The organism is Aliivibrio finisterrensis (assembly GCF_008933155.1).
In the GTDB taxonomy this organism is placed as follows: Bacteria; Pseudomonadota; Gammaproteobacteria; order Enterobacterales; family Vibrionaceae; genus Aliivibrio; species Aliivibrio finisterrensis.
The window spans coordinates 1-23,541 of record NZ_WBVP01000010.1 but is presented as its reverse complement, the minus strand read 5'-3'; the positions used below and the strand labels follow the sequence as shown (position 1 = coordinate 23,541).

Here is a 23,541-nt window from a genome sequence, read left to right as displayed (position 1 = left end):
GGTTAATGTCGAAGGCTAGTTACAAGTAGAAATACCGACTTCTTTCCATACTCCCCACTCACCAGATTTTGATGGCTCATCACCTTTTGTCCACCATTTCGCTTCCCATACTTTACCTGCTTGTGATACTTGATCACCACCAGTATAAACGGCTGAAGCATCCCATGCGTTGTCACAAGTTAATGGTGGGTCACCAGCATCTTTCAGAACAGTTACGGTAACATTTGAAGTATCTGATGCTTGACCATCATTAACTGTTACAGAGAAGGTGAAAGGCGTATCTACAGTATAAGAGCCTGCTGTAAAGGTTACTTGAGAACCAACAACAGTAGCATCAATACCAGTAGGGATTACCCATGAATAGGTTAATGGATCATTGTCTGCGTCAGTTGATGTTGATGCGTTAAGAGTAACAACATCGCCTTTGTTTACCGATGTTGGAGCAACGATAACAGCTACAGGCGCGGTATTTACTGGTCCTGTACCTTCAACTGTTACTGAGACTGCTACTGAATCAGATGCCGCTGCACCTTTATCATCTGTAACGGTTAACGTGAACTGAAGTGTTTCAGATTGAGCAAAGGTATCAGTAGCAAAGCTTGGGTTAACTGAATCTGCACCAGTTAATGTCACTTTTGGTCCAGAAGTTTGTGTCCATGCATAAGAAACGATAGAACCGTCACTGTCAGATGATAATGAACCATCAAGTTGTACAGATGCAGGTGCAGTCACTGAAAGATCTACGCCGGCTTTAGCTATAGGTTTTTTGTTTGCAGGAGGCGTAACCGTTCCGTCGCCAGCAAGACCTTCTTGCATCGCATTTAGAATGTCACCATTATCTGCATCGATTTCCCATGCAAATAAACCACCTAAGCCAAGTGAACGAACGTATTCACCTTTAGCGAGTACAGATTGTTTATTATCATAAGTGATTAAGTCACCATTGCTTGGATCATAAGCGTAAGCGGCTTGAGCAATATCATCATAACCCACTTCAACGCCTGCTTTATTTACGTAATTAGTCACCACATCTTTGTAATCAATTACGCCAGCTTCCCATGAGCCTGCAACTTTACCGTTACCAACTCCTGTCATTGGATTTGTCGGATCGGTCATGCTATCACGTGTAACACCAGTCCAACCACGTGCATACATAGCAGCACCTACAACCAGCTTCTTAGCATCAACACCTTGAGCAAGTAATAAGTCAATCGCATTAGTGATTGTATAAGCAGGTCCTTTACGAGGTTCGCCTTTATCATCAAGACCTGTACCATCACATTCGGCTTGAGACATATGTGTTCCACAGTTTAGCGCTGTTTGGTGACCAACAACATTATTCCAACCGCCGAAGAAATCGTATGTCATTGCAAAAATGTAATCCATATATTGCGATGCAGCAGCATAGTCAACATCTTCAATTTTGTCATAACCAGCACCGATTGCTGAAGTTAACTCATAGGTTTTTCCTGTTTCGGCACTTAATTCATCAAGCATTGCTCTTAGTTCTTGCATTAAAGCAACATAAGCAGGGCCGTCATTAACAGGGTCACCACCGGTTGCACTTGCACCGTCACCACCAGGGAATTCCCAATCAATATCTACACCATCATAAAACTTCCATGTTTTAAGGAACTGTTTAACTGACGCGACAAAAATATCTCGCTTGGATTTATCAACAAAGTCGTAGAAAGGGTCTGATAAAGTCCAACCGCCGATTGATGGAACAATTTTAAGATCTGGATAGCGTTGTTTCAGTGCCATCATTTGACCATAAGTCCCTTTATAAGGCGTACTAAAAGAATGGCCAGATTGAGGTTGTGGCATTTGAACTGCAGCCCATGGGTCATGAATAACGACTTCATAATCAGGCGTCCCAGCACAAGCGCGGTTTAATGCAGCTAGACTATTACCATTTTCAATTTCACCTAAAGAAGGGTTAGGGCCACAGATAGGAACAAACCCATAAAGAATATGCGTTAGATTCTGTGCTGGAATTTGGTCAACGGCAAATTTACGACCATAAACCCCCCATTCAACAAAATAAGCTCCAGAAACCATTCCATCAGGTGTGGTGTAATTTCCATTGGCAGGATCGACATTCATTGGTAGCGGATCTAAATGGCTACCATCAGTATCGGCAACAACAATTGCTTTGGCTGCACTGGTGCTACATTCTTCTGTTGCACCTGAACCATTACAAAGTTCTACCGTCATTTCGTATTGGCCACCTTGACGAACTTGTAGAACCGTAGAGGCTTTTTGTGAAGCAGTAGGAGAAATCGCTTCTTCATGAACAACAACGCCATTTAATAACACGCGCCATTTTTCTGCAGATTCACCAGACCAGCGATCCCAAGTAACAGGGACTTCAGCAAAGTCTTTTACTGTGACAAGATTTTTATATGATGTTGCGGCTTGATCAACTTCAATAATGGCAAAATCGGTTTCCATCCAAGAGATAATCGCTTGGCCTGGTGCTGCAGCATAGGTAGGCATTGATAGAGCAAGAGCGACAGCTCCAGAACAAAACCCAAGTTTTTTCTTTAACATAAATAACATCCTTGATAATGAATCCAAAAACGGATTACCGCAAAATATTCGCAGTGCTATTTATAATTATTCATATTTTATAAACTTCCAGTTGGCTGTGGCTGTTTGGCAGCAGCCTAAAAGTATTTAAGAGGTTAATTTGTAAGCGATGATTTTTTTTGAAGGGTGGTTCTAAATTATGATTTTTAAAGATTGCATTAGATGCATTAGGCTTATTTCGCTTCTAAAAATATAAATATCTGTCTGATTTGTGTTTATTTATATTGTTTTTTAATGCGACATGTAGCATTTTTGTTGGGTTTTTATTCTAAATGATGAGTGTTTTTTAGGTTGATTAGCGATGGATTCTATATTTTTATAGTTTTCTATATATTCAATCCGCAATAAGTTTAAAAGTTGGTCATTTATGCTGTTAATTGTGATATTTTTAAAAATTATCAGGTGTTTTGTGACAAAAATGTGGCAAATTCCTTCAATGATTGATAATGTTGCCCTCGAATCTTCGATGGATTTATCTTTTTTAAGACGCATTTAACGTTTTTTAGATGATAAATGATTGGCAAGTCGTTCTGCCCGAAGTATGTCATGGATGCAAAATAGAATGTATTGGAGTTAATGCATGTATAAGAATAAAATTACACAAGCAATCTTGCTTGGTGGCCTGTCACTAACACTAGCTGGCTGTGGAGATAAACCTGCAGAGCAACCAGTGAAAGAAACAAAACCTGCTGAAAAACCAGTATCAACAGAAGTTGTTTACGCTGACGTTCAAGAACTGACTCGTGGTAACGGTACTGAAGTTGCAACGCTTGATCCTCATAAATCGCAAGGTGTTCCCGAATCCCACGTAATCCGTGATCTGCTGGAAGGTCTTGTAAATCAAGATGCTGACGGTAATACGATCCCAGGCGTGGCTGAAAGCTGGGAAACGACAGATAACAAAAATTTTGTTTTCCATTTACGTAAAGATGCTAAATGGTCAAATGGCGATCCTGTAACAGCAGATGATTTTGTATACAGTTTCCAACGTGCTGTTGATCCTGCTACAGCATCGCCATACTCTTGGTATATGGAATATACTAAGATGGTAAATGCAAAAGACATCATTGCTGGTAAAAAAGATAAGAGTGAATTAGGTGTTAAAGCGATTGATGCAAATACATTAGAGATTCAGCTTGATACAGCAGTACCATATTTTGTAATGATGATGGGCCACACAACAGTGAAGCCTGTGCATCAAGCAACAGTTGAAGAATTTGGCGATAAGTGGACTAAACCAGGTAACTTTGTTGGTAATGGTGCATTTGTTGTTAAAAACTGGGTTGTAAACGAGCGCTTAGAGCTAGTTCGTAACGAACAGTACTGGGATAATAAAGATACAAAACTTGATAAAGTAACGTTCTTACCAATCGAAAACCCAGTAGCTGAAATGAACCGTTTCTTATCTGGTGAAATCAGTTTCACTTCTACGCTTCCAACAGAGCACTTTAAGCGTCTTCAAAAAGAAGAACCAGAGTCTGTATCTGTTGAAGGCAGCCTGTGTACTTATTACTACTCGTTCAATACTCAAAAGAAACCATTTGATGATGTACGTGTTCGTAAAGCAATCTCTTACGCTATCGACCGTGATATCGTGTCAGGTGCTATCTTAGGTCAAGGTCAAAAACCGGCTTACTTCTTAACTCCTGAAATCACTGCGGGCTTTAATCCTGAGCTTCCTGCTTACGGTAAGATGACTCAAGAAGAGCGTAATGCTGAAGCGAAACGTTTACTAGCAGAAGCAGGTTTCGGTCCTGAAAACCCACTGAAATTTACCCTTCTATACAACACATCTGAAAACCATAAAAAGATCGCAGTTGCCGCTGGTTCTATGTGGAAGAAGACGCTTGGTCTAGAAGTTTCACTAGAAAACCAAGAATGGAAAACGTACCTAGACTCAAAAGATCAAGGTCAATTTGAAGTTGCCCGTGCCGGTTGGTGTGGTGATTATAACGAAGCGTCTTCTTTCTTAACTTTAATGGTAAGTAAGAACACAACAGGTGGTCAACACTACCTAAGTGCTGAGTATGATGCATTAATTGACAAAGCACTAAAATCAACATCTGAAGAAGAGCGTACTGCTATCTATCTACAAGCTGAACAGCTTTTAGCAGAAGACATGCCAATCGCACCTATATATCAGTATGTTCGTTCTCGTCTATTGTCTCCAGAAGTAGGTGGTTTCCCAACAGGAAATGCGGAAGAGAAAATCTACTCGAAAGACCTATATATTAAAGCTAAGTAATCATTAGCAAATAAAACTATAAAAAAGCCGCTGCATGCAAAATTGCGTGTAGTGGCTAGATCTACCTTTATTTTATTTTTTGTCACAGACTGGAAGAGTGAATTATGTTTCAATTCATTATCAAACGGATTCTTGAAGCAATCCCAACTATGTTGGTTTTGATCACTATCTCATTTTTCTTAATGAGATTTGCTCCTGGTAACCCATTTTCTACCGAGCGCCCACTTCCGCCTGAAGTAATGGCGAACATCAATGCAAAGTATGGTTTAGATAAGCCTGTCTTTGAACAATACACAACATACCTTGGTAACATTCTGCAAGGTGATTTCGGGCCATCATTTAAATACCAAGATTACACAGTTAATGAGCTAGTTGAAGCGGCGTTACCTGTATCTGCAAAAGTGGGTTTCTTTGCCTTTATCTTTACCGTTGTACTTGGTGTGTCTATTGGTACCTTAGCAGCATTAAGGCAAAATACCTGGCTCGATTACAGTATCATGTCCACCGCCATGGTCGGGGTGGTAATGCCATCCTTTGTGTTGGCACCAGCCCTTATTTATTTATTCTCAATTGAACTTGGTTGGTTCCCTGCAGGTGGCTGGCATGATGGTTCATTCAAATACATGTTCTTACCAATCTTGGGTATGTCATTTCTTTACGTTGCAACTTTCGCTCGTATTACCCGCGGTAGCATGATTGAAACGCTTAACAGTAACTTTATCCGTACAGCTCGAGCAAAGGGATTAAGCTACCGCTATATCGTTCTAAAACATGCGTTAAAACCAGCAATGCTGCCTGTTGTTTCTTATATGGGTCCTGCGTTTGTAGGTATTATTACCGGCTCAGTCGTTATCGAAACTATTTTTGGTCTACCAGGCATTGGTAAGTTATTCGTAAACGCAGCCTTTAACCGTGATTATTCGTTAGTAATGGGGGTGACCATCTTAATTGGTTTCCTATTCATTTTATTCAACGCCATTGTTGATGTGTTACTCGCAATAATTGACCCGAAAATTCGTTATTAATAGGGAACGGACGTATGTTAACTAAAAAAGAAAATTTAGAAGCGATCGAAAAGTTCTCAGAAAATCTTGAGATTGAAGGTCGAAGTTTATGGCAGGATGCTCGTCTGCGTTTTATGCGAAATAAAGCGGCGATGATCAGTCTTTTTATTCTTACTTTAATGACGTTAGCGGTTATTTTTCTGCCGATGTTCAGTCAATATGCATATGATGATACCGATTGGTATGCGCTGCATGCTGCTCCAAGTGCAGAGCATTTATTTGGCACCGATAGCTTAGGTCGTGATTTGTTTGTTCGTACTTTAGTTGGTGGCCGCATCTCATTGATGGTTGGTATCTTAGGTGCGTTAGTTGCGGTACTTATCGGGACTCTTTATGGCGCAACATCAGGGTTTGTTGGCGGTAAAGTTGACCGAGTTATGATGCGTTTCATTGAGATTTTATACGCGGTTCCATTTATGTTCCTAGTCATCGTATTAGTGACATTCTTTGGTCGTAATATCGTGCTTATCTTTGTTGCTATCGGTGCGATTGCTTGGCTAGATATGGCTCGTATCGTTCGAGGCCAGACACTGAGTTTACGTAGCAAAGAGTTTATCGAAGCTGCACATGTGTGTGGTGTGAGTAAGTGGGGCATCATCACTCGCCATATCGTACCAAACGTATTAGGTATTGTTGCTGTTTATTCAACATTGCTTATTCCAAGTATGATCCTAACTGAATCTTTCCTATCTTTCCTAGGTCTAGGTGTTCAAGAGCCGATGACAAGTTGGGGTGCCTTGCTTCAAGAGGGCTCTCAAACAATGGAAGTGGCAATTTGGCAGTTAACTTTCCCCGCTTTATTTATGGTCGTTACCTTATTCTGCTTTAACTATGTGGGTGATGGTTTACGTGATGCGCTGGATCCAAAAGACAGATAACTCTCTGTGTGGACAGTTAATTATTAAACAAATTTGAGCAGGAAAGAATTATGAGTTTATTAGATGTAAAAGATCTGCGTGTAGAGTTTACAACTCAAGATGGTAACGTAACCGCAGTAAACGACTTAAACTTCTCACTTCAACAAGGTGAGACATTAGGCATTGTTGGTGAATCTGGCTCTGGTAAGTCACAGACAGTATTTGCACTAATGGGCCTATTAGCTAAAAACGGTATTATTACGGGTAGTGCAAAGTTTGAAGGCAAAGAAATTCTTAACCTTCCTGAAAAAGAGCTAAACAGTATTCGTGCTGAACAGATGGCGATGATTTTCCAAGATCCAATGACATCGCTTAATCCATACATGAAAGTTAGCGACCAGCTAATGGAAGTATTAATGCTACATAAAGGCATGGGTAAAGCAGAAGCGTTTGAAGAATCTGTCCGAATGCTAGAAGCGGTTAAAATTCCAGAAGCTCGTAAGCGTATTACTATGTACCCACATGAATTCTCAGGTGGTATGCGTCAGCGTGTGATGATAGCAATGGCGTTATTATGTCGTCCTAAGTTACTTATTGCAGATGAGCCAACAACCGCTCTTGATGTAACTGTACAAGCACAAATCATGGAATTATTGAATGAGCTGAAGAGTGAATTTAATACGGCAATTATTATGATTACCCACGATTTGGGTGTGGTTGCAGGGTCATGTGACAAAGTGCTTGTAATGTACGCTGGTCGTACAATGGAATACGGCACAGTAAATGAAATATTTTATGAACCAAGTCACCCATATGCAGAAGGTCTATTAAAAGCGATTCCGCGTTTAGATCAAGAAGGTGAGATTTTACCAACGATTCCTGGTAATCCACCTAACTTACTTCGTTTACCTACGGGTTGCCCTTATCAAGAGCGCTGCCATCGAGTAATGAGCCGTTGTAAGCAAGAAGCTCCGATCTTATTGCCGTTTGGTCAAGATAGATTACGTGCTTGTTTTTCTGATCAGGAGACGTGGTAATGTCAGCAGATAAAAATTTAATCTTAGATGTAAAGAATTTAAAAGTTCACTTTAGCATTGCATCAAAATCAGTATGGCCATGGGTTAAACCTGCGAGCTTAAAAGCAGTAGATGGTGTAAATGTTCGCTTATATGAAGGCGAAACACTGGGTGTCGTAGGTGAGTCCGGCTGTGGTAAATCAACGTTTGCTCGTGCAATTATCGGTTTGGTAGAAGCAACAGAAGGCGAAGTAGTTTGGCTGGGTGAAGATTTAACTAAATTAGATGACGAGCCTTTGCGTCAAAAACGTAAAGAGATCCAAATGATCTTCCAAGATCCATTGGCATCTCTTAACCCACGTATGACGGTAGGCGATATCATTGCTGAGCCACTACAGACTTTCTATCCAAAACTGACAAAAGATGAAGTGAAAGATAGAGTAAAAGAGATGATGGCAAAGGTGGGGTTATTACCAAACGTAATCAACCGTTACCCTCATGAATTCTCTGGTGGTCAGTGTCAGCGTATCGGTATTGCTCGTGCACTAATTCTAAAGCCTAAAATGATCATCTGTGATGAGCCTGTATCTGCACTTGATGTATCGATTCAAGCACAGGTAGTAAACTTACTTAAAGAGTTGCAAAAAGAGCTTGGCTTAAGCTTAGTATTTATTGCCCACGATTTATCTGTCGTTAAGCATATCTCAGATCGCGTATTGGTTATGTATTTAGGCAATGAAGTAGAGTTAGGTGAGTCGGATGCGCTATTTAGTGACCCTAAGCACCCATACACTAAAGCGCTGATGTCAGCGGTTCCAATTCCAGATCCAAAGCTTGAGAGAGCAAAAGTGATTGATATGCTAGAAGGGGATTTACCTTCACCTATTAATCCACCATCTGGTTGTGTATTCCGTACTCGTTGCCCTCAAGCTACAGATATATGTGCACAGACTAAACCAGAGCTAAAAGGAACAGATGTACACGCCGTTTCTTGTTTAGCGGTAACCGATATCTAATGTAAAAAGCCATTATAAATTGATTAATTATGATGGCAATTTCAGTTTTTAATCATTCAGCCTGTGACAGGCTTAAGCGCGATAATCTATTTATATCGCGCTTTTTTTATATTTAAAACTCAAATGGTATAAATGTATAAAATTAGTTAAGTATTATTTAATTGATGCCGATATAAAAATGAACTCATATTAAAAGGATATTATATGCATTCGTTATCCCTTCAGTGGAAGATAACCATTGCTGCTGCAATTGGACTTATTACGCTCGCATCATCATTGATTGGTTTTTCAATCTATTCTTCTATTGAGAACCAGAAGATTGTGCAAAAACAAACGTCAGACTCTGTTATTCAACAAACTCAAATGCTGTTGATGGCAGAAGCAAAAAATCAATCGAAGCAAGTACAGACTTACTTAGATGAGGCTATTTTTCGAGCTGAGATGCTTGCTGAAAGTGCGCTGTTTTTTCAAAAGAGCGCAGAAGATACCTTTATGGGTAGCAGTGATTTACGCCAATCTTTAAGTGAGATGATGAAATGGCCTGTTGAGCAATATTCTAATATCTACGGTACTTACAGTATTTATTTACCTGACATGTTAGATGGCGAAGATTTTAACTATCATGATGCCGCTTATGCGAGTTCAAATAAAGTAGGGCGCTTTGCTCCTTACTGGTTTAAATCGGCCTCTGATAAAGCTCAAATGCGTGTATTTACAGAGAAAGAGCTAGGTAATACAGCTGCAAAGTCTAATGGTGACGCTGCGAATCATTGGTTTACCTGTAGTTTAAAGGAAAATCGATTATGTATTATGGACCCTTATTATTACGACAGCGATGGCGTAACAAGATTAATTAGTTCTATTACTGCGCCATTAATCAAAGAGAATGAAATTATTGGTATGGTTGGTATTGATCTTGATATTGCTCGATTATCGGGATTAATTACTCAAGCCGATCAAGCGATATTTAATGGTGAAGGGGCGATCTATGTGGTTAACGGAAAAGGGCAACTCATTTTATCTGATCAGAAAGAGGCAGCCTTTGGTCAGAGTCTTGGATCTTACAATCGTACATTATCCTCTGTGCCTTCTTGGGTCTCCCAAGGGACGACACAATTAATATGGTCAGATAGTCAGGATAAATTATTTGTCTTTGTGCCGATTAATTTAAAATCACAAAATTGGGGAGTAATTATTGAAGTTGATAGAAAGACTGTTTTTTCTGATGCTGAGAAATTAGATCAATTACTTATAGACCAAGGCAATGAATTCTTATTTATGCAGGCTGGTGCTGGCCTAGGGCTGACCTTTTTAGTGTTGATGGCTTTATGGTTTGCAACAAAGCAGATTATTAGACCTATCTCATTAGTCGCGGCACGCTTAAAAGATATTGCTTCTGGTGAAGGGGATTTAACCCAACGTTTGGTTATACAGAGTAAAGATGAAGTAGGGCAACTGGCACATTGGTTTAATGCTTTCTTAGAAAAACTGCAATTTACAATTAAAGATGTCGCTCAAAGTAGTGATGAGCTATCTAATGTTGCTGCGCGATCGAGTGTTATTGCAAGTGAGTCTAAAGAAGGAAGTGATGTTCAATTTAAAGAAGTTGATATGGTTGCAACTGCTGTTGAGGAGTTAACTCAAACAGCAAGCTTAGTGGTTGATCACTCTACATTAGCAGCTGATGCGGCTAAACAAGCAGAATCAGCATCAAACCAAGGAAAAGAGTTAATACTCACAACTGAGTCGGTGATCCAATCTTTAGTCGCTAATATGGAAAAAGCGGTTCCCGTAGCCCAAGAATTAGAAAGTAATAGCATTAATATTACGACGATTTTATCGGTTATCGAAGGTATTTCAGAGCAAACAAATTTATTAGCATTGAATGCAGCCATTGAAGCAGCACGAGCAGGTGAGCAAGGGCGAGGTTTTGCTGTTGTCGCTGACGAAGTTCGTCAACTTGCAAGTCGTACTGGGGATTCTGTTGATGAGATCCGTACGGTTATTGAGCAGTTGCAATCAGGAACTAAATCCGTGGTTTCTGCAATAACAGAAGGAAATACAATAGCGCTAGATGGAGCATCAACCATTAAATTATCAGTAGAAAGTTTGCAGCAAATCAGTGATGCGGTGGTAACGATACAAGACATGAATATGCAAATTGTAAGAGCAGCAGAAGAGCAACAAGCGGTATCCAATGAAGTTAATCAAAGTGTCAGTAATATCAGAGATTCAAGCCAAAAGATGCTAGAGCAAGCGAACTTAGGTGAAGAGGTTGGTTTAGAACTGTCTTCTTTATCTACGCAACAAAAAGAGCTGATGTCACAGTTTAAAGTCTAGGGCTTTGTGCTATGAAAATAACAATGCCCATGAAGTTAAACTCATGGGCGTTGTTGTTTAATCTGTATAATTAATTACATTGGTAAAAAATCAGATTAGCATAGTGATTGCTATTCTTCGTCTTCTGATTCTACGAACCAGTAGCCGATATTAACAAACTGCAGTAAGTTAGATACTGAGTGTGGATCTTGCAGTAAATTCTCAATGTCAAGTAGTGTAAATTCTGATGTTTCACATAGAGCAATGACATCATTTTTTACCGCTAGTGGGAAAACATAGCTTTCGCCATCAACATAAAGCGTCATGTTATCTTCACAAGCTTCTGTTTCATGATAGAAAGCACGAAGACCTGCAACTTTGATCAGAGCTTGACCTGATTGTAAGTAACCAAGTAACTCTTCAGTTGTCCATTTTTCAGAATCAGGAAGGATATTTAAATGATGGCGAGAGTTACTTAAATATTCACCCATAAATTGTTTAAGATTCTGTTCATCAGACATGGCATTTAACATCATGGTTTTTAAGTCTTCAAAGCTTTGCGTTGTAATCTCTGTTCCGTGAGTTTGTGCTTTAAGCTCTGGATTGTGGTAATGCACATCACTTTTTTCATTTTCAATAATGAAATCCGCAAAATTACTCACTAGCTCTTGTTCTTTTGGGGAGCGGAAGCCCGCAGAATAACTCATTGATGGTTCTAATGCATAGCCGTCATGTGGGAAGCCTGGTGGAATATAAAGAATGTCACCAGGTTCTAAGATTTGATCGATAATAGGATCAAACCCAGTGATTTGCTTTAATGCACTATGGCGGTGCTCTTCTTGATATTCACCGATATCACCCACACGCCAGTGACGCTTACCTTGGCCCTGAATAATGAAAACATCGTATTGATCAATGTGTGGACCAACGCCACCATCTGGCACAGAATAGCTGATCATGATGTCATCAAATAACCAGTTCGGCATTTGTTTGAATGGTTTAAATAGCTCAGCAGCACCTTCGTGCCAATGGTTCGCGGCTTGAACGATAATAGACCAATTGGTTTCACCCAGCGTATCGAATAGTTCTTCGCTAAATGGACCGTGTTCTGCTTTCCATTCGTTGTTTAAGTTAGAAACAAAGCGAGAATCTACGTCATTTTCTAGTGTTAAACCGGCTAACTCTTCAGGCGTTACTGGGTCTTGAAAGTTTTCAAAACCACCTTTGATGATAACGGGTTTTTTCTGCCAATATTCTGAGAGAAACTCTTGTAGTGAAAAGCTTAATTGATACATGATTTTTTCCAATAAAAATGCCCGATAGTCGGGCATTTAGAATAAATTTAGGGTGAAGTTCGAGCTTAGAATTTCACGTTGTTATGGTATTGGCTCAGGATCTCTACCATTTTTTCCATGGTTTCTTTAGAAGGAGGGTTTACTCCATCAAGAGGGTATTCAAGTCCCATTGCTTCCCATTTATGCGCACCTAATTGGTGGTAAGGAAGTAGTTCAATTTTCTCGATATTATCCATGTCTTTAATGAATTCACCAAGTAGGTGTGCTGATTCTTCATCGTCAGTATAGCCAGGAACAATAACGTAGCGGATCCATGTTTTCTGGCCAACTTTATGTAAATAACGCGCAAAATCTAGAACTCGAGTATTCGATACACCAATTAGTTCTTTATGCACGTCATCTTTCATCTGTTTAAGGTCAAGCATAACAAGATCAGATACTTCTAATACTTCATCGATTACATCGGTGTGCTTACGAATATAGCCATTTGTGTCAAGACAAGTATGCATGCCTTCAGCTTGTGCTGCACGGAAGAAATCACGAACAAATTCAGGTTGAAGCATCGCTTCGCCACCAGAACAAGTAATGCCGCCGCCAGACGCTTTCATAAAGTGACGGTAGCTTTTAGCTTCTTCAATTAATTCAGCAACGGTAACTTCTTTACCTTCATGGGTATCCCAAGTATCGCGGTTATGACAATACATACAACGCATTAAGCAGCCTTGTAAAAAGATGATAAAGCGAATACCTGGACCATCAACGGTACCACAAGATTCAAAAGAGTGAATACGACCTACAGACATGACGACATTTCTCCGAACTATAATTATGTAGTCATTTTATTACACTTTTAACTAATTAAGTAGGGTAAACCAGAGAGAAATAGGTGAATTATAAGGAAAGTGGAAATAAAAAGCCCCACCAAAATGGCAGGGCTCAATGCTACTTAATTAACGCTGAAATTATAAAGTTTCAGTGAAAGTACGTGCGATTACGTCTTTTTGTTGTTCAGTAGTTAGAGAGTTAAAACGCACAGCGTAACCCGATACACGGATAGTCAGTTGTGGGTAGTTCTCTGGGTGCTTAACTGCGTCTTCTAGAGTTTCACGGTTAAGAACGTTTACGTTAAGGTGTTGACCACCCTCTACGTTAGCTTCGTGGTGGAAGTAACCATCCATTAGGCCAGCAAGGTTAGAACGACGGTTGTCATCGTCTTTACCTAGTGCGTTAGGAACGATAGAGAATGTGTAAGAGATACCATCTTGTGCATCAGCAAACGGTAGTTTACCTACTGATGTTAGTGATGCTACAGCACCTTTCTCATCACGGCCGTGCATTGGGTTAGCACCAGGAGCAAAAGGAGCACCTGCTTGACGACCATCTGGTGTGTTACCAGTTTTCTTACCGTATACAACGTTAGATGTAATAGTAAGGATAGATTGAGTAGGGATAGCATTACGGTACATAGTAAGCTTACGGATTTTACCCATGAACGTAGAGACTAGTTCACATGCGATATCATCAACGCGAGCGTCGTTGTTACCAAATTTAGGGTAATCACCTTCGATGTCGAAATCGATAGCGATGCCATCTTCGTCACGAATTGGTTTAACGGTAGCGTACTTGATTGCAGCTAGAGAATCGGCTGCAACAGATAGACCAGCAATACCACAAGCCATTGTACGACGAACATCACGGTCATGAAGAGCCATTAGAGACGCTTCGTAGCTGTACTTGTCGTGCATGTAGTGGATAGAGTTCAATGCTGTAACGTATTGAGTTGCTAACCAATCCATGAAGTGATCTAGACGATCCATTACTTTAGCGTAATCAAGAACTTCATCAGTCATTGGCGCTTCTTTAGGGCCAACTTGGATTTTTAGCTTCTCATCAACACCGCCGTTGATTGCGTAAAGCATAGTTTTCGCAAGGTTAGCACGAGCACCGAAGAACTGCATTTGCTTACCAACGATCATTGGAGATACACAACAAGCGATTGCGTAATCGTCAGAACCTAGGTCAGGACGCATTAGGTCATCATTTTCGTACTGGATAGAAGAAGTATCGATAGATACTTTTGCACAGAAACGTTTGAAGCCTACAGGCAGTTGCTCAGACCAAAGAACAGTGATGTTTGGCTCTGGAGAAGGACCCATAGTGTAAAGGCTGTTTAGGAAACGGAAGTTAGTACGTGTAACTAGAGTACGACCGTCAAGACCCATACCACCCATAGATTCTGTAGCCCAGATTGGGTCACCAGAGAATAGTTCATCGTATTCAGGAGTACGTAGGAAACGAACCATACGTAGCTTCATTACGAAATGGTCAATCATTTCTTGAGCTTGTTCTTCAGTTAGAAGACCAGCGTCGATATCACGTTGGATGTAGATGTCTAGGAAAGTCGAAGTACGACCTAGAGACATTGCAGCACCGTTTTGAGATTTAACAGCAGCTAGGTAGCCGAAGTATGTCCACTGAATTGCTTCTTGAGCAGTAGTTGCTGGCTCAGAGATATCACAACCGTATTTAGCTGCCATAACTTTGATTTGACCTAGAGCACGGTGTTGCTCAGCAATTTCTTCACGAAGTTGCATTGTAGCAGTTAGATCTTCGCCTTTTTCAAAACGTTCTTGTAAAGAAGCGAATTGAGCTAGCTTGTCTTTGATTAGGAAATCAATACCGTAAAGTGCAACACGACGGTAATCACCAATGATACGACCACGGCCGTATGCATCAGGAAGACCTGTTAGAACACCTGATTTACGACAGTTTAGAATGTCTTTAGTGTAGATATCGAAAACACCAGCATTGTGTGTTTTGCGGTATTCAGAGTAGATTTTTGAAACCATAGGATCAAGTTCACGATCGTATGCTTTACAAGAACCTTCAACCATACGCACACCGCCGTTAGGGATGATTGCACGTTTTAGAGGCGCTTCTGTTTGAAGACCAACGATTGTTTCAAGGTCTTTTTCGATGTAACCCGCATCGTGAGATGTGATGGTAGAGATAACTGAAGTATCAAAATCAACAGGTGCGTGAGTTGCGTTTTCCTGTTTGATGCCTTCCATTACTTTAGCCCAAAGCTTGTTAGTTGCTTCAGTACCTTCAGAAACTAGGAATTCTTCGTCACCTTCATAAGGTGCATAGTTCTTTTGGATGAAATCGCGAACGTTAACTTCGTTTTGCCACTCACCGTCTGCAAAACCTGTCCAAGCTTTAGCAAATTGCTCTGCCATGATATACCTACCTTTTTAGTAGAAAAAATACGTACTATTTATAATGGGCTTGAGCTGCCCACATCCTCGTTAGAGGTAAAACAGTACACTCAATTTAATAACAATATAAATGATTATAAAATTTAGCCTATAAGCATTTATATTGCGACTAACCGTTCGATTTTTCAATACTACCTTAAACTTTTCTTGCAAACCTTAAACTAAATCAATAAATCTTCAATTTTTTTAATAAAATGGGGTAATTTATTTTATTACCCCATAAGTATTATATGTGAGGTGTCGCTATTATAGTAGTGCCTTGATGCCGTATTGACCTTCAAGCATGCCAACTGCAAGCATTGCAATTAAACAAATTACTAATACACCGCCAGGAATAACGATACGGTCAACAAAAGAAAGCGTCTTAGGACGTTCTTTATCACCAATCAAACCGTTATTATCAAGAAGCATAGTCATGGCCCAAGCTAAAACTGGGTTCGTTACTGCTGCGGCAAAGATACAAATACCTGCAGATTGCGCGTCTTTGTTCTCTTTAACCATTTGAACACCGGCTTCAAGCATTGGTAAGAATACACCCACTAATAAAGCCATACACATTACTGGTGGCCACACCGCAACATCCATAGGGAAGCCAAGGATAGCAATAATCATTACGATTGTACCAAGAAGGATTGCACCACCAGGGATGGGACGCTTAGCAATTGCTGCTGGGATCATATATGTACCCCAAGAAGATGTGATGTTACCACCACCAACAGCTGTACCTACCATTTGACGGATAGAACACATAGTCATAGTGTCATCAACGTCCATTAGTACTTTTTCAGTACGACGAGGGTAGTTAAGTTCTTGGAAGATACGGTGACCAAGGAAATCAGGTGACCACATTGCAACCGCTAGGATAGCAAAAGGTAGAGAAGCTAAGAAATGCTGCAGATTTGGTAAACCAAGCATCCAACCTTCTTCAGTTGAACCCCACCAGTAAACAGGGTTTAGGTTAGGGATACCTATCTCAGTTTCAAACTTAAGATCAAAACCAGCACCAAGAGCAAGCGCAACGGCTAAACCAGCAAACGCACAAGCAGGGATTGCTAACCAGCGTTTGTTAATACGAGCAAGGTAAGCGTATAGAACAATGTTTACTGCTAATACGATTAAGCCAATGTAACCTAACTCGCCTTCAAGACCGGTAGACCAAGCTTGTATATTGCTAATCTGCCCCATTGCTCCACTGAAGCCAAGGAAAACAAGAAGACCACCGGCAACCCCTTCAGAGGTTAAGTTGACTAACTTGGAACCGCCTTTGAAATAACTCAATAGTAAGCCGAATACACCTAATAAAATGGCAAGAGCAAGAGGGTGTGCACCAGCTAACGCGATCGCACCGATAAGTGGGATCATTGGGCCATGGTTACCAGCAAGGTTAGCGCGAGGATTAAAGAAACCAGAGGCTAGAATACAGAATAAAAAAGCAGGGATGAGCATTTCTACACGAGCAACTTCAATGGCAAATTCTTTACCTAAGTTGATATGTGGCCATGCTTGAGTAAGGCCATCAGCCCAAGACATCATTACCGCAGAGTACATTGCAATGATACCGATAGTTCCGGCTAAAGCAGGAACAAGATCTTCAAGTTCAAAGCGAAAGTCACGACCGGGTAGGTTTAAAGCAAAGCGACGTGGTTTCATAATTTGTAGTTCATGATCTAGATAATCTGAACGGCTATCGAACTCAGAAGCTGGGCGATGTAACTCGCTATAGCTCTTTTCGTTCTGTTCTTTGTCTATAGACATAGAATCCTCATAATAGAATTTTAAGTATTAAAAAATTAATAAGTAGATATTGATGTTGTTCTCGTTATTTTCGCCGAGTGTAGCATACGAAAATTAAGCCAATGATTGATCTTGATCACTATATAATTGTATATGAAAGAAAACTACAAAATGAGACGGTTAATACTCTGGTGCTATTACATTAATTATGGAGCTGTTATTAAATTTATCTTTTAATAACAACTCTCTACAGTGTTTTTGATGCATTTTACCAATGGTATCAACAATATTGAATGTGTTAATAATTTTTAATAAAAACAAATTATAGCAGTAATTCGTTTACATGTACTACATATACTATGTGCTAGCTTTACTGTACTTAAACATAAATACAAAGAAAATAAATGCTTTAATATTGTTAATCTAAAGTTGAGTGGAAGTTATGAAATAACGGTCAAGAGTGAATGATATTACTTTAAATTTAAATTTAAATTTTATACATGTCTAGTTTTTGTCTGTTGTGGATAGTTTGGTTAATCAGTTGTTGCTTATGATGGTTTTGAGTGTTAAATTCTAAGTGTGAAGTGAAAAGCAAACGATTAATGTATATTGAAGTAGGAGTCATGGCGCATGAAGGATACTGTCGCGCTAGAAGTGAAAGACTTGCATAAACATTTTGGACAAAATGAAGTCTTAAAAGGTATTTCGCTAGAAGCTAATAAGGGTGATGTAATCTCGATTATTGGCTCATCTGGTTCAGGTAAGAGTACCTTCCTACGTTGTATCAATTTACTTGAAACACCAACTCATGGCGAAATTTGGGTCAATGGTGAATTGATTGAGATGAAAAACAATCGTTTAGGTGAAGCAATCCCCTCCAATGAAAAACAAGTTCAACGAATACGCTCACGTCTTGCTATGGTTTTTCAAGGCTTTAACCTATGGTCACATATGACTGTTTTACAAAATGTAATCGAAGCACCAATACATGTTTTGGGTGTGCCGAAAGCCGAAGCCATTGAAAAAGCGGAACAACTTTTAAAACAAGTCGGTCTTTACGAGCGTAGGGACTATTATCCTGGGCACTTATCAGGAGGCCAACAGCAACGTGCAGCAATAGCACGAGCATTAGCGGTAGATCCTGAAGTGATGTTATTTGATGAACCAACCTCAGCACTTGATCCTGAGTTAGTTGGTGAAGTTCTTGGGGTTATGCGAGATCTTGCTGAAGAAGGTCGAACTATGCTAGTAGTGACGCATGAAATGGCGTTTGCTCGTGATGTATCAAATCATGTGATGTTCTTACATCAGGGTTTAGTAGAAGAGCAGGGCGATCCCGCGAAGCTATTCACGAATCCAGAATCTGAACGTTTAAAGCAGTTTGTCTCATCTATTTATTAGAAGTCGAGAAACGCCAGAGCAAGAAAAGAAACACAATAAACAGTATAAATATAAAATCGTTAGTTACAGGAGCAAGGAAATGAAGAAATGGTTATTAGCAGCAGTTGTTGCATCTACAGCCGTTACTGGCGCAGCTCAAGCAAAAGAATGGAAGCAAATTCGATTTGGTATTGAAGGAGCTTATCCTCCTTTTAGTTGGACAGAGCCATCAGGTGAGCTTAAAGGCTTTGATGTTGATATGGCAAATGCCTTATGTAAAGAGATGGAAGCACGCTGCACAATCGTAGCACAAGATTGGGATGGCATTATTCCATCATTGCTGGCTCGTAAATATGACGCAATCATTGCAGCTATGTCGATTACTGAAGAACGTAAAAAGAAAATTGATTTCACAGAAAAATACGCACTGATCCCAAATAAATTTGTAGCTAAGAAAGGCACTGATTTAGTAATGACTAAAGAGGGCCTTAAAGGCGTCACTGTTGGTGTTCAGCGTGCGACAACACACGATAAATATTTAACTGATAATTTTGGTGAAAGTGTTGAACTTAAACGTTACGGCTCATTTGATGAAGCGTATTTGGATCTTAAAGCGGGTCGTATTGATACGGTTCTTGGTGATGCGTCAGCATTAGAAGAGGGGCTGATTAATAAACCAGGCGGCAAAGCTTATGAGTTTGTTGGTCCATCATTGACCGATCCAAAATGGTTTGGCGACGGTTTTGGTATTGCAACTCGTAAGCAAGATAAAGATTTAACTAAGCAGCTGAATGCAGCAATTCAATCTTTACGTGAAAAGGGTATTTATCAAGAGATTGCCGCTAAATACTTTAACTATGATGTTTATGGTGAGTAAACATGTAAACTAAGTTTTAAAGGGAGCAGGCACACTTAGTGTCTCTTCCATTATTTCTAATAGTCATACTTACACCAATATATATCGAGCAACTCTAATGTATTGGGGTAGGTATTAAAGCGAAAGCTTGGAAGCAGTATGTTAGATTTGCAAGGATATGAATCCTCCATCCTAGACGGAGCCATGGTTACGCTTCAAGTAGCTATACTGTCTCTTATTTTAGCCGTTTTCTTAGGCCTATTAGGGGCGCTCGCTAAAATTGCACCTTATCGTTGGGCTAGAGGTATTGCAACTATCTATACTACGGTTGTTCGTGGTATTCCTGATCTTGTTTTGATGATGCTGTTATTTTTTGGCGGACAAATGCTGCTTAATAATGGGTTATACGCAACTAATGAATGGATTAATGAGTGGATGACCAACTCTAATCCTGACCATGAATGGATATCTTACCTCCCAGATTATATTGAAATCAGTCCGTTTATTGCAGGTATTTTAACTATTGGTTTTATCTTTGGTGCTTACATGGCTGAAACATTTCGCGGTGCCATTATGGCGGTTGACCGTGGTGAGATGGAAGCTGCAAAAGCGTATGGTATGAGTGGAGCGATGGCTTTTCGTCGTATCCTCTTTCCTCAAATGCTTCGCCATGCCTTACCGGGCTTTGGTAATAATTGGTTAGTGTTATTAAAAACCACTGCGCTGGTTTCAATTATTGGCTTAGAAGACATGGTTCGAGTCAGTTCAATGGCTGCTGGTACGACTAAAATGCCATTTACTTTCTATATGTCCGTCGCGTGTATTTTCTTACTATTTACTGCTATATCAACAGGTGCTTTAAAACTTGTTGAGTGTAAGTTCAGCATTCATATGAGGTAAGCATGGATTTTTCAATCATTATTGAGAGCCTACCTATTTATTTAGAAGGGCTTTGGACTACAGTTTGGTTAGTGACACTTTCTCTTGTTGTTGGCTTATGTATTGCTGTCCCTTCAGCAATAGCGAGAAACAGTAATAATCCATTAATTTGGGTGCCAGCTTGGGCGTATATTTACTTTTTCCGTGGGACACCATTACTTATTCAGTTATACCTAATTTATTATGGGATGGATCAGTTTTTTCCGGTAAAAGATACACTATGGGAGCACGCATCATTTTGTGCCTTAGTGGCATTTGCATTAAATACGGGCGCATATACAGCTGAAATTGTTCGTGGATCAATTAATGGGTTACCGCAAGGTGAGATAGAAGCAGCAAAAGCGTATGGCATGAGTAAATTTCAGACCTATAAACGCATTATTTTACCAAGTGCTTTGCGTAGAGCGCTTCCTGCCTACAGTAATGAGGTGATCTTTATGCTCCATGGTTCAGCGATTGCAGGTATCGTTACTTTATTGGATTTAACAGGTGCTGCTCGCCTAGTGAATTCACGATACTACGCGCCATTTGAGTCATATATAGCGGCAGGTTTATTCTATATGTGCTTAACGTTTATTATCATTTTTGTATTTAAGCAATTAGAAACTCGACTGCTTAGATTTATGAGGCCGTTAAGTTAGCCTTATCATTAAACCTTTTTTATAAATAATATATAAAAGTGTTCCTTTTTTGTTCATATAGACTCGTGCCATGAGAGCAAATCGCATAAGTATATAGTCAGATATTTATCCAGATAGATATCATGATAGTATGGTCAGATTATACTTTTGAGGTGGTGATTATGGGATTATCGTTTTTATTGGTGAGACTAGTTAAATTAGCGATTATCTGTGCTGTATTTTTAAGCGTTTTTGATTTTATTGAGTATGGCGAAATTCTTTGGTACCAACGTTGGTTCTAAGTATAAAAAGAGCACTGTCCTGTGCTCTTTTTTACTTTATAACCACTACTGAAAATGATGGCTATATTGCGTCATCAAAAAATAAATTAACACCAGTCAGTTCACTGACCTCATCAAGATAATTCTTTAAATGAGGTGGGAAGTCTAATCCTTTAACGACAGTCAAATTACGAATAAATGGGAAAAAGTTAATATCATCCCATGTGATTTTATTGCCTTTTTCTGATGGTAGCGTAATGAAATTAACATCAACCAATAATGGATTTAATTGTTTAATATAATCATTACTTTGAGTTAGCGCTTGCTCAAAGGGCATACCAATAAACGCTTCTTTTTTCTCTGTATACCAAGTAATTGCTTCAGGTCGTTGAAACTCTTGTAAATTTAGTTGAGTCCAGCGAGGGAAGGTAAGATTAAAGAATAAAGGACGAGCTGTATCTAACCACTCAGAAATCTCATCGGCGTGAGTCGCTTGCTCAATAACAGAGTGATGATCATGCTTATCCAGAAACTCTGCGATATCCAAGCTTTCCGCCATGTAGCTGCCGTCTTCTTTCTCTAAAATAGGTACCATGTTTGCACCGACTTTCTCAATTCGGCTATCTACATCATCATTCTGCATATAGATGAATTCAATAGGCTGATTTTTAATACCAGCAACCATTTTAGCTTTCATACAAAACGGACAATGTTCAAATAAGAATAATTTCATACTACTTCCTTATTAAAAAAGCCCCACGCTAGAATATAAGGTAGGGCTTTAAATCGTTATTTAAATGTAGACCAGATTGGGGCGTGATCAGACGGTTTTTCAATGCCACGTAGTTCGTAATCAATACCCGACTCTGTGCATTTAGCTGCAAGTGTTGGTGTAGCCATTACCACATCAATACGAAGGCCACGGTTATCAACAAAGCCTTTAGAGCGGTAATCAAACCATGAGTACTGATCGGTCACTTCTGGATGAAGGTTACGGAAGGTGTCTTCAAAACCCCAGTCTTTTAATGTTTGTAACCATTCACGCTCTTCTGGCTGGAATGAACACTTACCTGTTTTTAACCAGCGCTTCGCATTTGGTTCACCAATACCAATATCTGAATCTATAGGGCTGATATTAATGTCACCCATAATGATCAGTTCTTCATCGCTCTTATGGTGAGTGTTTAGGTGAGTCATGAGATCTTTATAGAACTGGCGTTTGTACGGGAATTTAGTTTCATGCTTGATGTTATCACCCTGTGGGAAATAACCATTCATAACCGTGAATTGTGAGCCATCTTCACGTTGATGTGTTGTCATGATCATACGTTTTTGATGTTCTTCGGTATCCGTATCAAACCCATACTGAACAGAGATAGGCTCTTTTTTACATAGCATAGCAACACCGTAATGTGCTTTTTGGCCATGGAAGTACACTTTATAGCCCATCGCCTCGACAGCTTCGACAGGGAACATTTCGTTATGTACTTTGATCTCTTGAAGACCAATAACATCAGGGTTGTGCTTATCAATAATCGCTTGAAGTTGATGAAGGCGAGCACGGAGGCCATTTATGTTGAATGAGATTACTTTCATTATGGTTAAAATCCTTGTTTTTATTTTGAATCCTATGAAGAAAGGATCTTTTAATACAATGATATTACCATTAATTTGATAGAGAAGTTAATTCATTAACTTAGCCGTAGGCTTGCATGTATCACAGTGCCATGTGCATTTCTGTTGTCCAAAGCCCGCTTTTATCCATGCCATTGTTACGCTAGTCGATGGGTTACAAAGAGCCTCTTTATTACATAAGCTACAGGTTTTCCATTGTGAAGGCTCTTGCTGCTTTTGAGTTTGTGCTATGTGCATTTTAATGCCTCTATTTATATTATCGAAAATAAAATAACTGTATATTTGGACAGTAGTTTTAGCAAGAAATAAAAAGAGAATCAGACGTTTTATTTCTTACAGACACAAAAAAACCAATTCATTTCTGAATTGGCTTTTCGATCTCTTACGAGATAAATAATGGTGGAGGGGGACGGA

General features: G+C 39.6%; 18 protein-coding genes. 10 read left to right on the top strand and 8 right to left on the bottom strand.

Annotated elements, in window-relative coordinates:
- Nucleotides 1-15: 15 nt before the first annotated feature.
- Nucleotides 16-2,553, bottom strand: coding sequence for a glycosyl hydrolase family 18 protein (locus F8B77_RS10290; protein WP_151655278.1), 2,538 nt, complete (start codon nt 2,551-2,553; stop codon nt 16-18).
- Nucleotides 2,554-3,172: 619 nt separating this feature from the next.
- Here F8B77_RS10290 and F8B77_RS10285 point away from each other — a divergent pair.
- From F8B77_RS10285 to F8B77_RS10260, 6 genes are all read left to right on the top strand, one after another.
- Nucleotides 3,173-4,837, top strand: a complete 1,665-nt coding sequence (locus tag F8B77_RS10285) for an ABC transporter substrate-binding protein (RefSeq protein WP_151655277.1) — start codon at nt 3,173-3,175, stop codon at nt 4,835-4,837.
- Nucleotides 4,838-4,941: 104 nt separating this feature from the next.
- Nucleotides 4,942-5,862, top strand: coding sequence for an oligopeptide ABC transporter permease OppB (gene oppB, locus F8B77_RS10280; protein ID WP_130060003.1), 921 nt, complete (start codon nt 4,942-4,944; stop codon nt 5,860-5,862).
- A 14-nt stretch (nt 5,863-5,876) separates the two neighbouring features.
- Nucleotides 5,877-6,779 (top strand): oligopeptide ABC transporter permease OppC, encoded by a 903-nt coding sequence (gene oppC, locus F8B77_RS10275; protein WP_130047443.1) that lies wholly within the window; start codon nt 5,877-5,879, stop codon nt 6,777-6,779.
- A gap of 50 nt (nt 6,780-6,829) precedes the next feature.
- Nucleotides 6,830-7,795, top strand: coding sequence for an ABC transporter ATP-binding protein (oppD, locus tag F8B77_RS10270; RefSeq protein ID WP_130047444.1), 966 nt, complete (start codon nt 6,830-6,832; stop codon nt 7,793-7,795).
- Entirely contained in the window at nt 7,795-8,790 is a 996-nt protein-coding gene (oppF, locus tag F8B77_RS10265; RefSeq protein ID WP_151655276.1) for a murein tripeptide/oligopeptide ABC transporter ATP binding protein OppF, read from the top strand. The genes oppD and oppF overlap by 1 nt, the downstream gene beginning before the upstream one ends.
- A gap of 204 nt (nt 8,791-8,994) precedes the next feature.
- The gene (locus F8B77_RS10260) at nt 8,995-11,130 is read left to right on the top strand and encodes a methyl-accepting chemotaxis protein (protein ID WP_151655275.1); all 2,136 of its coding nucleotides are present in this window, start codon (nt 8,995-8,997) and stop codon (nt 11,128-11,130) included.
- Nucleotides 11,131-11,240: 110 nt separating this feature from the next.
- Here F8B77_RS10260 and F8B77_RS10255 read toward each other — a convergent pair whose 3' ends face one another.
- From F8B77_RS10255 to F8B77_RS10240, 4 genes are all read right to left on the bottom strand, one after another.
- A complete protein-coding gene (locus F8B77_RS10255) occupies nt 11,241-12,404 on the bottom strand; it encodes a cupin domain-containing protein (RefSeq protein WP_167512802.1) in 1,164 nt (387 codons plus the stop codon).
- A gap of 65 nt (nt 12,405-12,469) precedes the next feature.
- A complete protein-coding gene (gene pflA, locus F8B77_RS10250) occupies nt 12,470-13,207 on the bottom strand; it encodes a pyruvate formate lyase 1-activating protein (RefSeq protein ID WP_151655273.1) in 738 nt (245 codons plus the stop codon).
- A 159-nt stretch (nt 13,208-13,366) separates the two neighbouring features.
- Complete coding sequence (pflB, locus tag F8B77_RS10245) at nt 13,367-15,643, bottom strand: formate C-acetyltransferase (protein ID WP_151655272.1); 2,277 nt, start codon at nt 15,641-15,643, stop codon at nt 13,367-13,369.
- Between the two features lie 285 nt (nt 15,644-15,928).
- Nucleotides 15,929-17,437, bottom strand: a complete 1,509-nt coding sequence (locus F8B77_RS10240; protein ID WP_151655271.1) for a DUF3360 family protein — start codon at nt 17,435-17,437, stop codon at nt 15,929-15,931.
- Between the two features lie 609 nt (nt 17,438-18,046).
- On the opposite strand from F8B77_RS10240, the gene F8B77_RS10235 reads away from it, so the two are divergent.
- The 4 genes from F8B77_RS10235 (at nt 18,047) to F8B77_RS10220 (ending at nt 21,232) form a co-directional block, all read left to right on the top strand.
- Nucleotides 18,047-18,817 carry an ABC transporter ATP-binding protein gene (locus tag F8B77_RS10235; protein WP_151655270.1) on the top strand — a complete coding sequence of 257 codons (771 nt, stop codon included), beginning with the start codon at nt 18,047-18,049 and terminating at the stop codon, nt 18,815-18,817.
- A 79-nt stretch (nt 18,818-18,896) separates the two neighbouring features.
- Entirely contained in the window at nt 18,897-19,673 is a 777-nt protein-coding gene (locus F8B77_RS10230) for an ABC transporter substrate-binding protein (protein WP_151655269.1), read from the top strand.
- Between the two features lie 138 nt (nt 19,674-19,811).
- A complete protein-coding gene (locus F8B77_RS10225; RefSeq protein WP_151655268.1) occupies nt 19,812-20,552 on the top strand; it encodes an ABC transporter permease in 741 nt (246 codons plus the stop codon).
- A 2-nt stretch (nt 20,553-20,554) separates the two neighbouring features.
- Nucleotides 20,555-21,232, top strand: coding sequence for an ABC transporter permease (locus F8B77_RS10220; protein ID WP_151655267.1), 678 nt, complete (start codon nt 20,555-20,557; stop codon nt 21,230-21,232).
- 342 nt (nt 21,233-21,574) lie between these two features.
- On the opposite strand, the gene grxB is transcribed toward F8B77_RS10220, so the two are convergent.
- From grxB to F8B77_RS10205, 3 genes are all read right to left on the bottom strand, one after another.
- Nucleotides 21,575-22,225, bottom strand: coding sequence for a glutaredoxin 2 (gene grxB, locus F8B77_RS10215; protein ID WP_151655266.1), 651 nt, complete (start codon nt 22,223-22,225; stop codon nt 21,575-21,577).
- A 56-nt stretch (nt 22,226-22,281) separates the two neighbouring features.
- Nucleotides 22,282-23,088 (bottom strand): exodeoxyribonuclease III, encoded by an 807-nt coding sequence (xthA, locus tag F8B77_RS10210; RefSeq protein WP_151655265.1) that lies wholly within the window; start codon nt 23,086-23,088, stop codon nt 22,282-22,284.
- Between the two features lie 87 nt (nt 23,089-23,175).
- Nucleotides 23,176-23,364 (bottom strand): hypothetical protein, encoded by a 189-nt coding sequence (locus F8B77_RS10205; protein WP_151655264.1) that lies wholly within the window; start codon nt 23,362-23,364, stop codon nt 23,176-23,178.
- Between the last annotated feature and the right edge of the window lie 177 nt (nt 23,365-23,541).